The 13,949-nt window shown below is 57.6% G+C and carries 9 protein-coding genes and 2 pseudogenes; 3 read left to right on the top strand and 8 right to left on the bottom strand.

Features of this window, described 5'->3' with window-relative positions; all coding sequences use genetic code 11:
- Nucleotides 1-19 precede the first annotated feature (19 nt).
- Both QO231_RS22895 and QO231_RS22890 read left to right on the top strand, forming a co-directional pair.
- Entirely contained in the window at nucleotides 20-565 is a 546-nt protein-coding gene (locus QO231_RS22895) for a biotin transporter BioY (RefSeq protein WP_316781967.1), read from the top strand.
- Nucleotides 562-1,245: a nitroreductase gene (locus tag QO231_RS22890; protein ID WP_316781965.1), complete on the top strand. Its 684-nt coding sequence runs from the start codon at nucleotides 562-564 to the stop codon at nucleotides 1,243-1,245. Before QO231_RS22895 ends, QO231_RS22890 begins: the two co-directional genes overlap by 4 nt.
- Here QO231_RS22890 and QO231_RS22885 read toward each other — a convergent pair.
- From QO231_RS22885 to QO231_RS22860, 7 genes and pseudogenes are all read right to left on the bottom strand, one after another.
- Entirely contained in the window at nucleotides 1,242-2,348 is a 1,107-nt protein-coding gene (locus QO231_RS22885; RefSeq protein WP_316781963.1) for a thiolase family protein, read from the bottom strand. The two genes, QO231_RS22890 and QO231_RS22885, sit on opposite strands and share 4 nt — an antisense overlap.
- Nucleotides 2,345-3,412 carry an AMP-binding protein gene (locus tag QO231_RS22880; protein WP_316782022.1) on the bottom strand — a complete coding sequence of 356 codons (1,068 nt, stop codon included), beginning with the start codon at nucleotides 3,410-3,412 and terminating at the stop codon, nucleotides 2,345-2,347. Before QO231_RS22880 ends, QO231_RS22885 begins: the two co-directional genes overlap by 4 nt.
- A gap of 569 nt (nucleotides 3,413-3,981) precedes the next feature.
- A pseudogene (locus QO231_RS26295) lies at nucleotides 3,982-4,174 on the bottom strand (transposase); the annotation flags it as partial.
- Between the two features lie 3 nt (nucleotides 4,175-4,177).
- The gene (locus QO231_RS22875) at nucleotides 4,178-4,549 is read right to left on the bottom strand and encodes a hypothetical protein (RefSeq protein WP_316781961.1); all 372 of its coding nucleotides are present in this window, start codon (nucleotides 4,547-4,549) and stop codon (nucleotides 4,178-4,180) included.
- Nucleotides 4,452-5,437, bottom strand: a pseudogene (locus tag QO231_RS22870) (IS30 family transposase). Before QO231_RS22870 ends, QO231_RS22875 begins: the two are co-directional and overlap by 98 nt.
- On the bottom strand, nucleotides 5,400-7,709 hold the full coding sequence (locus QO231_RS22865; protein WP_316781959.1) for a response regulator: 2,310 nt from the start codon (nucleotides 7,707-7,709) through the stop codon (nucleotides 5,400-5,402). The pseudogene QO231_RS22870 and the gene QO231_RS22865 overlap by 38 nt, the downstream one beginning before the upstream one ends.
- A gap of 8 nt (nucleotides 7,710-7,717) precedes the next feature.
- On the bottom strand, nucleotides 7,718-8,608 hold the full coding sequence (locus QO231_RS22860) for a PhnD/SsuA/transferrin family substrate-binding protein (protein ID WP_316781957.1): 891 nt from the start codon (nucleotides 8,606-8,608) through the stop codon (nucleotides 7,718-7,720).
- 202 nt (nucleotides 8,609-8,810) lie between these two features.
- Between QO231_RS22860 and QO231_RS22855 the strand changes: the two genes are divergently transcribed.
- Entirely contained in the window at nucleotides 8,811-12,854 is a 4,044-nt protein-coding gene (locus QO231_RS22855) for a PEP/pyruvate-binding domain-containing protein (RefSeq protein ID WP_316781955.1), read from the top strand.
- Between the two features lie 562 nt (nucleotides 12,855-13,416).
- Here QO231_RS22855 and QO231_RS22850 read toward each other — a convergent pair.
- Nucleotides 13,417-13,949, bottom strand: a 533-nt coding sequence (locus tag QO231_RS22850) for an IS6 family transposase (RefSeq protein WP_316781954.1), incomplete at its 5' end; no start/stop codon positions are given.

Genomic DNA, 13,949 nt, shown 5'->3' with positions numbered 1-13,949 from the left:
TCGCACAAGGAGAAAAGACATGGAACGTAACCTTGCACTCATCGCCCTCTTTGCCGCTTTGATTGCCGCATTGGGACTGATCCCCAAATTCACGCTGGCATTTGGCGTTCCGATCACGGCGCAAAGTCTTGGGATCATGCTCTGCGGGACGGTTTTGGGCTCCAAGCGCGGTGCTTTGGCGGTGCTTCTCTTCTTGCTGCTCGTCGCTTTGGGATTGCCCTTGCTGGCAGGTGGGCGTGGCGGTCTTGGCCTCTTTGTTTCGCCGTCTGCGGGATTTCTCCTTGGGTGGCCGGTGGCGGCGTTTGTCACGGGTCTGGTCGTCGAGAATTGGCGCGCTGCACCGTTGACCCTGGTGGCCGGGGTCGGCTCCATCATCGGCGGCATCATCGTGCTCTATGTTTTTGGTATTGTTGGCCTCGCGATCACGCTGGATAAATCGCTGGTCGAGGCCAGCCTGCTTGTGACCGCCTTCCTGCCGGGCGACGCGATCAAAGCCGTGCTTGCGGGATTTGTTACCGCCGCCCTTGCCAAAGCGCGACCGCAGAGTGTCCTGTCACGTGCATGATGAACCGAGACATTGAACATCTTCTGAAAGCCCGACGATCCGTTCGAAAATTCAAAGACTCATCGGTGTCAAAGGCAGATGTGGGGAAAATTCTTGAGCTTGCGCGCCTTGCGCCAAGTGGTGCCAACCTGCAACCCGGCAAATTCCATGCTCTGACCGGCGGTGCATTGGAAAACCTCAAATCCGCATTGCTTGGGGCCGTTGCCGATGGGCGTCCCCAGGTATCGCAGTTTTCGTATTTTCCGAGCCCGATGCCTGCGGATCTGAAAGCGAAACAGCGCGCGGCGGGATATGCTCTCTATTCAGCCCTTGGAATTGATCGCCGTGACATCGCTGGACGGCGGGACCAGTTCAATCAAAACTATATGTTTTTTAACGCGCCCGTCGGTGTTGTTGTCACGATCCACAAAGACCTCGGAAAGGGGTGTTTCATGGATCTCGGAATGACAATGATGGCGCTTTTCATGGCCGCAGCAGGCATGGGGTTTGCCACGAGTGGCATTGGTGCGTTGGGAAACTACGGCGATTTGGTGCATGAAACGCTGGCGCTGCCGGAAACTGAGCTTGTTGTTTGTGGCATAGCGCTTGGCGTCGCAGATGACTCCGACCCGGTAAACCAGTTTCGAACGGATCGCGATCCACTGGATAGCTATGTGCAATTCGCGGGGTTTGTGGATTAGGCGCGCAATAAGAGCGCCGTTCCCAGACCTCCGGCCGCGGCGATCGCCGCAATCCCATTGCCGCCACTGCGCAGCAGCTCGTGGTAAAGACGAACCGCATTGATTGCGCCAGATGCGCCGATCGGATGGCCACGCGCGAGCGATCCCCCCCCGAGGTTGGTACGCTCGCTTTGCAGGCCGCTTTGCGAGACGCATGCAATGGCTTGCGCGGCAAAGGCTTCCATCACCTCGACGACATCGATGTCACCGGGCGAAAGTCCTTCATCCAGAAGCACCTGTTGGATCGCAGCAACTGGGGTGATGCCTGGGCGATCCGGCTGGCCACCGACGGTGCGCCCGGCAACAACCTCAACGCTGTCACACTGCACGGATCCGGCGACGTCTTGGCTTGTGACGACGCAAAACGCCGCCGCATCCGCTGCGACACTGGTATTCGCGGCGGTGATACTACCCGCGATTGGTGTTGCGCGCGCGCAGGTCTTTTGCGTCAGGTTTCGGGTAAAGGTATCTTTTTCGACGGTTTCGATCGGCACGATTTCTTCGGTCAACCGCGCGCGCGAAGCCAACGCCTTCTGATGGCTGGTCACGGCCCATGCATCCTGCTCCTCGCGCGAAATCCCAAGCTCATTCGCGAGGTGAGCCGCAGCAACGGCCATATCCGGGTCTCGTTCGGGCCAAGGCGTAAACGGAGGCTGATCATAGGGCGCGGGGGGGCGGCCATCGGGAAAGGTCTGCGCGCGCAACGGACGGCGGGAATAGCTTTCCACGCCACCCGCAACAACGATACGGGCCTGCCCGGACCTGATCATCGCGTCGGCCAGAATGATGGCATCCAATCCGCTACAGCATTGCCGATCAATGGTCATACCGGCGACATGCTCGCCGAAACCGGCGGCAAGCGAGATCAGTCTTGCCGGATTGCCGCCCGCACCCAGTGCGTTTCCAACGATGATCTCGTCAACATCACCCGCGCCGACGCCGCTTCTGACAAGACAGTCCAGCAGGACCGGTTTGGCCAATTCCTGAAGGGACAAATGCGAAAACCTTCCTCCCCGTGGCACCACTGCGCTGCGGGCCGCCGACAGGATGAATGACCTGTTCACAGCTGGTCTTCCAGCCAGGCAGTGATCTGCACGTAGTCCGGTTTTCCGGATGCCAACTGCGGCAGGCTTTCGACAAAGAAGACGTGCCGGGGTGTGCGATGCGCTCCGTGAGCTTTGCGGCAACGCTTCATCGCGGTTTCAAGGGCTGCCTTGCCATTGCCCGCCGTCGCCACAACAGCCAAACTATGTCCGCGTTTGGCGTCTGGCACCGATACAACAGCCAGCTGCCCTGCGGCGTAATGCGCGGCCAAGAAATTCTCGATTTCATCGGGAAAAACGTTTTGATCGGATATGGTCACCATTCGGCTTTTTCGCCCGGCGATGAACAGGTTCCCGTCATCGTCCATCCGCCCAAACTCTCCGACGGTGACAAACCCGTCCTGATCCCTCGTGTCACTGGCAACCGGATCGGCATAACCGCAAAACAGATAGGGACTTCGCACCCAGATTTCCCCAAGCTCGTGAGTGGCTTGCCCTCTGTTCGAGCGAATTGCGATCTCGACGCCAGGATAGGCTTTGCCGACCGAGCCTGCGGGCCTCTGGTCATCAGCCATTGTGATGAAGCTCGTTTCAGATGCGCCATAGAAGGGGGTCAGAGTGGCATGGGGAAAGAGGCCATGGCATTTTTCTGCCAGAGCGGGTCTGAAAGCACCACCACCGACCAACACGCGCCGTATTCTTGCAAGCCTGAATTCAGGGCCGGCCGCAATCAGGCTCTCGAGCTGTGTCGGCGTAGCATATAGCATGGTGACGGATCTCTCATTCAGTTGCCCGAGCTGCCTGTCGGGCCGCAGCCCAGCCAACATGCATACATCAGCGCCAACATGGCCCGCCTCCAGAACTCCATAGAGAGACAGTGAATGCGAAAGCGCTCCCAAAACCGCATACGTGTCTTCCGGGGACACTTCAAAAAGCCTTGCATTAACCTCAAAGCTGGCAATCCACGAAAGATGAGACCTACGAATATATTTTGGCGAACCGCTGGTTCCCGATGTCGCACATTCCAGTATGCCACCACATGCGGCATCCGCCGAATTGAGTGCTCTCGGCCCATCGGGTTGCATTCGAAACGATGTGCCGTCCTTCACCTGCAAGCGGATGTCGTGCAACATTTTCATGTTGCGAAGGTGACTGGTTTGTTGCGTCGGACTGCTCCCGGGCACCGCTTGCGCGCCGATCTTTTCGGTCCGGACGATTTTTGACAGCTTCGACCAGCGAAACCGGTCAGTTTGTTCAGTCATGGTTCACACCGTGGGCGTCAAGTTGCACGCTGGAGCAAGATCGTACTGAATGGGCTGAAACGCGCAATATCTTTGTCAATTCGGGCAACAGGGAATCCCGGTCTGCTGAGTTTGCTATGAGGTACATGGCTTTCTGCTGGAATCCCACCGTCGCTCCCAAGAAACGGGATGGGGGCTTCCTCCTGATGCCCGTATGGCGAGATGTCGCAGAATACGAACTGGGCCACGTGCAGCAACCGGCGGCAACGTCCAAGGCTTGTAGCTGCTGTCAGCGCGAGCTGCATCGGCAATAGATCTGACAAGGAAGAAAGCGCGGGCGGATCTTGGTGCCATGGAGGATTGCGGTCAAAGGCCGCATTGGTCGGTCTTCAGGCGTCCCGGCTGGATGACGCCAACTTGCCTGCCCGGTGTAGTCTGGCCAACTCGTCGAGGACCAAAGGTCGGAACAGCCGTTACAACATCTTCACGGGCAGAAAGAACCCGGGATGGCAAGCGATCCATCCGGTAAAAATCCGCCACTCGGCACACTGACATGCGGATGGAGGTCATCGCAGATCCCCAAGTGTGGAGCACGCTGGTCATGCCGGGTCAGTTCTCAGTGATATTTGACGCAAGGGCAATATTGAGCGAAGGCACCACACGCGCAAGAGCCGCATCCTGCTGGAAGACGGCGAGCTGCCGGACGACCATAATCGCAAGATCGACGCCTTTGATGAGCACTGCAATAGGCGGCGGTATCATGAGATCCCCTAACTCCTCACAGCCGCAGATGTCCAAATTGGACAAGGCCAAACCATTCTGAAACAACGAGAAAGGATCAAGCGAAAGACCAGATAAGCGCAATTTCTGTGTTACGTGGTTATCAGCAAGACGATGCTCCTTCCATATGCTCTGTCCGGCACATTTCAGCGGGTGTTTGTTCCCCGAGACATTTGCGCCGCGTGTCGTTCGAGCGATCACAAATCAACGCCAAATAGCGATTTGTGATCGCCGTTGGGTCAGACGTGCGGGGAAGCTATCGGCGCAAATCGTTGCTGGTGTTCTCGACAGTATCCACTTGCCACGGTGTTTGAGGGTCACAGAACAACGGATCAGCACCCAGACCATCCTTCATATGCTGCCAGACACTGAACTCGGTCCCACGATCACAGTTGATCGATTGGCGCGCATGGGCAGGGAGGGATGGCAGGTCCAGACTGCCTGTCAGGGCTCTCTAGAGCAACCGCAAACCTACTGGCGCGCACAACCAGTAATGTGACGTTGGCTTTGCCAAACTCCTTGCGAAATTATGCCAGATCGCAATTCCAATGGCCAAACTGGACGCGATCCCCAATGACTTCAACACGGTGTTTGATGACCATTTCAACTGGGAGATGACGACCATGATGCCTACGCATGCCACGTGGGCTGCGCTTGCGCCGATGTCATAGCAGATGTTGGCAGAACGTCTCGGCGGGTCCCTCTTCGGAGTATGCAAATCGGTTCGTGACTGACCCGCATCGGGTGATGTTCCAGCCACATTCAGCCTGCGATCCCTTCAGGCGACCACCCGGCGTCAAGACCGCTGTGCACAACGGCCATGATTTTGGGATACCGGATAAGTTTGCGATCAACGGCACAGCGGCCTACGCACAGGTCTTGCGCATTCAAGACGTGATGGCCGTTCAACTCAGGTTGATCGTTAAAGTGAAGCGAGTTGCGCTTCAGCTCGCCGTAGATTGTCAAGGGGGCTCAGCCCAACCGATCTGCAACTTCAGGAACTGAAATGTTAGCATGCCATGGGCTGCGTTTCGCGAATTGTGGACGTTGTTCAGCGACCTGCCCCGCCGCAGGCCAACGTCGTCTGATCCGGACGCGGCCGACTCCGCCTACGCCATGTCTTTACCACCGTTATGAGTGCCCTCTTGTTTATTGGTTTGGTGAGGAAGTCATCCATCCCCGCCTCAAGGCATCGCATTTGGTCTTCAGGGAGTGCATTGGCAGTGAGCGCAATAATTGGGCAATGCGCAATCCTCTGGTCGTTTTCAATATTGCGGATCGCATGGGTTGCTTCGATGCCGTCCATTTGCGGCATCGACATGTCCATCAAGACCATGTCTGGTCTGATCTCTATATACTGATGCAAGGCTTCACGACCATTCTCGGCAAATGTCAGCGAAACGTCCGCGTCCTTCAGCATCGACTTCACGATGAGCCTGTTTGTCTTGTTGTCCTCTGCAACGAGAATACTCAGAGTCCGGTCAACATCAAATTCTGGTTCGTTCGTCACCCCGGGATGCACCGGCGCCGATCTCATTCTCAGAGATCGAGCAATCGTGTTTTTCAACTGTTCGGAGCGCACTGGTTTCAGGAGCAATTCACACGCACCGATTTCCTCTCTGACGGCTACACTCATCGACAGATCCAGCGACGACAATACGATCAACGGGGTCATTGAATAGGTATTCATGGCTCGTATGCACCTGGCGAGTTCCTCACCATCCATTCTGGGCATGTGGTAGTCTTGGATGATCAGATCGAACCCATCATCCGTCTTTGCAAGTATGTCCAGCGCCTCGGCACCGGACGACGCGAGTGTGGTTGTAACGTTCCAGCTGGCCAGTCTTTCGGACAGGATCATACGATTGAGCTTCAGATCATCGACGACCAAGACACGAAGCCCGGCAAGATTCGCTTCTATGTCAGTCGGAACAGTGGACCGCATATCGCCGACGGGCAAATTCACATTTATGGTAAACGTGGATCCCTTGTTCTCCTGGGATATCGCGGAGATATCGCCGCCCATCAATCGCATCAGCCTGGTCGATATTGCAAGCCCCAGACCGGTCCCCTCGAATTGTCGGTTTCTGGCGCTGTCGACCTGTTCGAACGCATTGAAAACCCCTGCGATCTTGTCCGGGGAAATGCCAATTCCGGTGTCCTTGACATCGATGCGCAGATCGTATCCGTCAGCGCATTCGGAGCCGTTGACATCGATATAGACATACCCGTCAAGCGTAAATTTGACTGCGTTTCCGGCAATATTGGTCAGCACCTGGCGCAACCGTCCGACATCGCCCACAAACACTTTTGGAAGGTCTGGATCATAACGAAGCGTGATTTCGACTCCCCTCTCGCTGGCCTTTGTCGCAAGCAACGTCACAATATCTTCCATCGCCGACTGAAGATCGAACGGGGCCTCGTCCAGTTCCATCTTGCCGACTTCGATCTTGGAAAAATTCAAGATGTCATTGATGATTGACAGCAGAGCCGAGCCAGATTTGGAAATCACCTCGGCATACAGCCTTTGATCTTCGTCCAGAGCAGTTTCCAGGATGAGTTCGGCCATTCCGATAACGCCATTCATCGGTGTGCGAATTTCATGGCTCATGTTGGCCAGGAAATCGGATTTGGCGCGGCTCGCCCTGTCCGCGCTCTCCTTGGCCTCTTTGAGGGCCATCTCGCGGTCGTCGCGTTCGGCAAAGGTTTTCTGCAGCACGTCTACCGAATGATCCAGGGCTATGAACTCGCGCGAGACAAAGAACGGAAGCGCCACCTTGTCGTGGGGCCGGCCGGCAATAACTGCGGACATCCTTTCATGGATATTGTGCAAAGGGCGCATGGCCAGAACGCTGGTTTGCAACAGGAAGATCAGGGACAGAACGAAAACCGTCGCAGCAATGGTCAATCTGCTGCTTTGAACGTTCTCGTCGATCAGGGCCTGCCCTTCGGCAGTGGACCAGGTAATCTCCATGGTCCCGAACGGCTCACCTTCGACAATGATATCCCGTTCGAAATGGCTAACGGTCGCGGTCGTGAAGAAGTCACTGCGTTCAGTATGAGCAATCACGCTACCGTTGTTGTCCTTGATTGAAATTGCGAGAAGCTTTGGGTTACGCGCAAGGGCCTCTTGCATCGCGCTATTCAGGACGGGTGTATCCTGGATGATGATCGGCTCAATCATCAAACCGCTGATCAGAGAGACCGTCAGATCTGCCTGTGCGAGCAGATCGGCATTCATTCGGTCGGTTTCGCTCCGGCGTTCGTACTCGCCCACCAGGAACATCACCAGAACCGCCGCCAATGCCATGGACAGTGCGATTTGAACGCCAAGCCCCATATGTTTGAAGAGTTTTGCCATTGCTGCTGTCAGAATGCGGCGCTGTGTTTCATTGCAGCGCGGATAAAATCGTAGTCCGCATCGGTACCCTCGACGAAGCCGTCCTTGTTGATGCTATCCAATATGCCCGGGTCAGTCGTGTTCAGCATGACCAGCCGCATGGCGGCGAGAATCTCCGGATCAAGGCCGGAAGACGCCAGCCACGGCTTGGTCACATTGTCAAATTCGAACAGCACCTTGATCGGCACTCCCGAGGCCACAAGCTTGTTGAAAGTGCTTTCCTTGAGTGCTCCCGCAGTGAACCTGCGCGCGCCGACGGCTGTTCCCACCCGATCGTGACGGCCCAGAAAATCGTATCCGCTCAGCTCATGGCTGGTGATGCCGGCCTCGATCAGATGGCTTTGCGCAAGATAGCGACCGATCGTCGAGAGCTCGTCCCCGAATGCGAAACTCTGACCGGATAGCGCGGAAAGCGACGGAATGGCACTGTCGGAATGAACCACGATGACGCCCTTAAACCGCTTGTTGCCACCCTTGGATTCCATCGCGACAATCTGAATGCCGTCATTGCGCTCGCGGACAGTAATGTAAGAGGCCGGCCCGAACCGCGCGAAATCGACCTGCCCCTCGGCGAGGTGATCGATGCCGGTCTCGTAGTCGCGCGCGATCTTCATCGTAATGCTGACAGGCTTTCCCAGAACCTCGGTCATCTGCAGAGCAAGATAGTTCAGGAACGGCTTGTACTTTCGGACGGTCGTTGTCGGTTTGTCCGCTGCATAAGTGCCGAAAACCAGCGCAATCTCGGCCGTCGCGGATGTTGCCTGAAAGACCCCGCAGAGTGCAGCAGCGATGGTCAAGCGTCGAGCGGAGATCCGAACCGCACGAAACCCGGAGGCCAGAATCGTGAATGCGTGTTTCATTGCTTTCCCCATTTTCTCCAATCTTCTTGGCAGGCAGGGGAAAAGGATCGGTTAATTTCACCAGCCACCCGAAACGGGTTCCTGTATGAATGTCCTGAAATTTAATCACATTAACCAACTGTTTTATAAACTATTTATTTACCAAGAACTATTCCTAATGATCGGGTTCAGTCCAATTCATCAGGCGAGGCGCATTGCAGGTATGCTGGTTACACCAACGAGTTCCGAGTATGAAATTCCTCCGAGAGCAATCAAACTCGGATTGCTGGGAGCGTTGACGCTAATGCCCGGCCCTGCACTTGCGATCCCGTCGCCGGAGCTTCTCATCGGATCGGTGTCCTCGCTCTCGCAGGTCTTTGCGGTCGGAATCGCGGCTGTCACCGGAACGGCTGCACTGGTTGCCAAACGGTTTGGACTAGAGCCTGTATCGGGGTCGAAAGGCACCCGGTTCCCGACACGTCTGATCGGTGCGCTGCTGCTGATCACACTGGCCTTCGGGGCGTTGAACATCTGGCAATACCAAAGCAGAAACACCGCCGAACTGGCGCATCTGCAAGCGACCCTGGTCCGGCCTGCGCAGTTTGACGGCACGACGATCAAGGACACAAAACTGAAGGAAACCAGCTTTGACAAACAGGCACAGAGCCCGCTGGCGCTGAGCACGCAGGACGCGCAGGCCTTGCTGGATACCATCGACAACTCCGATTCCGCGCTGTTTTTCGACGTGCGGGAAACCGCAGAACACCGGATGGGCACCCTGCCTGGCGCACAGCATGTTCGCTTTCCCGATTTCCTGAACGCGGAGATGCCGATGGACGGAAAGACGGTCGTGCTGTTCTGCCACAACGGCAACCGCAGCAGTGAAATCTGCGCCGAGCTCGCTGCCCGCGGGATCGACTGCCGGTTCATTGCCGGAGGCATCGAGAAATGGATCGTCGAAGGTCGTGAATTCAGCGATGCCGACGTTCAGACCTTGTCTGATCTGCGTGCGATTCCCAGATATCCGAACCGCGATGCCCTGCTCGGCACGCCAGGTTTCAAGAACCTGCTGGACACAACCGATCTCCAGATCGTCGATACCCGCTATCCGGGAGATTTCGCCACCGGACACCTGCCTGGTGCCATCAACATTCCGATACGCGCTTTGCCGACCGACGAATTGACGCGGCGCATCGCAGAGTTGCAGGACAAGCCAACCGTGGCGGCCTGCTATGACCGGCGCAGTTGTTTCATGGCGCAGGTTCTGGGTCTGGAGATGTCCGAGGCGGGCATTGATTTCAGAGGCCGCTATACGACACCATGGGAGTTCTTCGTCGCACCAAAGCCGAAACCACATGTGCAGGCATGGTTGAATCAACAGCAGCTGACCTATTGGCAATCCGGCATTGATGCGCTGGCAGCGGCGTTGATCTGGATTGGAGAGCGGTCTCATTTCGTGCTGGGCCTGCTCGCCCTCTCGCTTGCATCGCGCCTGCTGGTGCTGCCCATCGCTCTGAAATCCGAGCGCGACCAGATGATCACCGCGCGCTATTCAGAAGACCTGAAGGCGCTGAAACAACGCCTGAGCGACGATCCGGCCCGCAAGGCCCGCGCCATACAGCAATTCTATGCAGACAAGGGGCTGACCCCGATGCGCAACCTGACCGCGTTGCTGTTCCTGCCGGTACTGATGCTGGGCCTCAGCGCAACAGAGCAAGCCGCCTCGGCATTCGACGTGGAATTCCTGTGGCTGACCAGTCTGGGCCGGCCGGACCCCACCTATGGGCTACCGGTGCTGTTCGCGGCCCTGGCATGCTTCTATCTGCACTGGGCCGTGGCCAAGTCCCGGCGGCAGGCCGCCCTGTTCTGGGCGATCGGTGCGCCGCTGATGTTCGCGCTGGTGTTTCGGCTGAGTGCGGCTGGCAACGTTTATCTCTGCATCAGCCTGACATTGCTGTTGATACAGCGCGCTTATGTAACAGAAACGCTGGCGCAGCTGCGCCACATGGCCGCAAATAGGCTGCGCCGGGTTTTTGAACGCCGCCCGCTCGCCGATGTCTATCCGCTAGCTGCGACCGATGCGCTCGTGGGCAGCGGTAACAAATCCTATCGTCTTTCGGTGATGAAACAGGCCGGTCTGCCGGTGCCTGACGGGCTGGTGATCCGCACTGGCGCGATCCATGCCTATACCGCGATGGCAGAGCCGCAGAAGGACGCGTTTGCCGCAAAAATCTGGCGCATGATCGGGTCGCGGCCCTGCGCCGTGCGCAGTTCCGCCGCAGGAGAGGATGGTGCCGATCACAGCTTTGCCGGTGTATTCGACAGTGTTCTGGACGTGGATGGCCACACCATGCGCGATGCTCTGGACGCGGTGGTTGGATCGTTCGCATCGGCACGAGCGGCAAGCTATGATACCGAGAATTCCGCCGGTCACGACGGCAATATCCTCGTGCAACACATGGTGCAGTCCGACTATGCCGGCGTGCTCTTTACCGAGGATCCCACCGCGCCCGGTCTGGCGATGGTTGAGCTGGTGAAGGGATGCGGCGACGATCTGGTGTCGGGTCGCGTCACGCCCCAAAGCCTGCGGTTCGGTCGCTATTCCCAGGCCGCTGCCGATGAACAATCGTCTCCTATCGACCTCGCGCCCCTGCTTGATCTGAGCCGCCGCATCGAAGCGATGTTCGGCTGTCCGCAGGACATCGAGTGGACCTATGCAAACGGTGCGTTCCAGATCGTGCAAAGCCGTGACATCACGTCGCTTGCGAGCAACAGTCCCGCCGACATCGCGATCCGGGAGGAATGGCGGCGCGTTCTTGAAACCTATCGCGACAGCGACCCGGATGAGGTGATCCTGGAGCAGGACGAAATGGCCGAAGTGCTGCCCCGCCCGACCCCGCTCTCATTCTCGCTGATGGCCAACCTGTGGGCGCCAGGCGGCAGTGTCGATCTTGCCTGTCGCCAACTGGGGGTCGGCTATGACCTGCCCGAAGGACGCCCCGGCCATCTCTTCACCCTGTTTGGCCGCACCTATGTCGACCGCAAGCTGAAATCGCGTCTGGCTTTGCGATTGAGCAAATCCAAAGCCCGCCACCTGCGCCAAGAGGCCGATGCGATCCTCGTGCGGTTCCGTCAGCACACGATCCCGGCGCTGCAGCGCGATATCGCGTTGTGGCAAGCCACGGATTTCACCGCGCTGCCTCGCGAACAAATCGTCGAGATCATCGACCGGTTGCAGCACAAACTGGTGTGCGAAACCTATGTCGAGGCCGAGAAGATCAACATACTGGCCAAATTCACGATGACCCAGGCCGAAACCATGGCTAAGGGCGACGCGGCAGCGCAGCGACGTTTGATGCTCCCTACGCTGCACCACGCTCCGAGCAGCCTTATCGATGCCTGTACGGCCCTGGACCCGGCTGATCGTCGCGACGCTTTGCTGACGGCGATGGGGCATCGGGCGATCTTTGACTATGAACTCAGCACGCCGCGCTATGTCGAAACGCCCGAACTGCTCTGGCCGCTCCTTGACAGCGCGACCTGCGCGCCGGTCGAGGCCATCGAAGATGCTGCCACCGCACCGACCGATCCGGTCGATCTGGCCATCGCGTTTCAGGATCTCAAGGAACAGGCCAAGCACGAGGCGCTGCGCATTTTTGCACAACTGCGGCGCGCGATTCTGGCCCTGGCTGAGGAAACCGGGCTTTCGGATCTGATCTTTCACTTGACGATGGATGAAATTCTGCTGATTGACGACGTCGATCTGACCATTCTGCGGACCCGTGCAATGCTGCGCAAGAACCGCGCTGCATTGCTTCGGACGCAACCGCCGGTCGCCGTGTCACTGACCTTGCGCGACTGCGAGCGCCTGTCCTCGCCCGTCTCTACCCAAGATCAGGACGACGCCGATGAGTTGCACGGCACCTGTGTCGCAGGCAGCGCGGGGACGACCGGCAGGATATTCGTGGTGAACGACGAATCTACCGAAACGGACCCGTTTGCCGGATTTTGCGACGGCGACATCATCCTGTGCCGAATGGTCAGCCCCGCTTGGTTGCCACAGGTGCAGCGCGCGGGAGCGGTGCTCAGCAACATCGGCGGGTGGCTCAGCCACATGGCCATCGTGGCCCGAGAAAAGGACATCCTGATGCTTGTGGGATGCAACGGCCTGTCCCAACTCGAAACCGGAATGACGGTATCGGTCGGCACCGACGGAAGCATCACACCGGACGGTTCGGATCGAGTGGAAACTCGCAAATCAGCCTGATCGGAAGCGGCAGGCTGTGCGAAAGCGCCGCCTATGCTGTTTCGCCCTACTACCGCTTCGCCATACCCACGGCTGACGTCGAAAACCCGTTTGCGGCGCGGGGCGTAGTCGACAGCCGGAAAGCTGTCCGGTCCGCAAGCGAGAGGAGATAGTTGATCGGCCCAGGTCTCGCCGGCGAGCAAAGAGATTTCTGACAACGTGCGATCAGACCACCCTGATCGTGCATCCGCGCCGCGACAGGCTCACAGCAACACCATATCGAAACGTCAGGGGCGATACGTTCGACCCCTGGGATGACCAAATCTCAAATCATCGGGGTCACCAGTTTGGCGATCATGACAACAGAGTAGCCCGGACGACGCGAGAGGCGGGCGGATTTCTTTTGGCCGACTTGACAGACGTCACGAACCAATCAAGAATTGTTTGACATGACCAAACACCCCGCCCTCTGCTACAGATCATTGATTTCAGCCTGCAGTTCCGCAGGCATTCCGTGCCCGTTGTCTCAGGGGCATCGTCAAGTTATCGGAGTTTCTGTCGGCGAAAGCCGTGGCACTGGATCTCAGGCAGCCTTCAGCTCACGCGTGGTGTCGTCCCAAATCCAGTGGGCATCGGCTCTGGTTTGGCGATAGGCAGCGGCTGAAAGTGTATGGCGGCGCGGACGGAAGATGGTTTGGACCTGATCATGAACGGAAAGAAATCGCTGGGCTTGTCTCGGCGATTTGAACCTCCCCATAATCTTTTCTCGCCGTCGTGTGGGGCGATGTGACCCTTCGGATCGATTGTTAAGGCCCTTGTGACTGCGGTGCTCTACTCCCGGAGCAAGCTCCTTCAAGGCGGCGCCATAGCTTCGGAGTTTATCGGTGACGATCACCCGTGGCTCGCCAAACGCCTTGAATAGTTTGCGAAAGAACCGAATGGCGGCCCGTTTATTGCGCCGAGATTGCACGAGGATGTCCAGTACATCGCCTTTGCTGTCGACGGCGCGCCACAGCCAATACTTCTTACCATTTATCGGAAGGACGACTTCGCCCAAGTGCCATTTGTCCGCCGCTTTGGGTCGATCTCGGCGGATCGCCTTGGCATATTGTAACC

The organism is Sedimentitalea todarodis (assembly GCF_032595355.1).
Classification (GTDB): domain Bacteria; phylum Pseudomonadota; class Alphaproteobacteria; order Rhodobacterales; family Rhodobacteraceae; genus Sedimentitalea; species Sedimentitalea todarodis.
The sequence above is the reverse complement of the archived record's forward strand: the minus strand, read 5'-3'. Positions and strand labels throughout refer to the sequence as shown.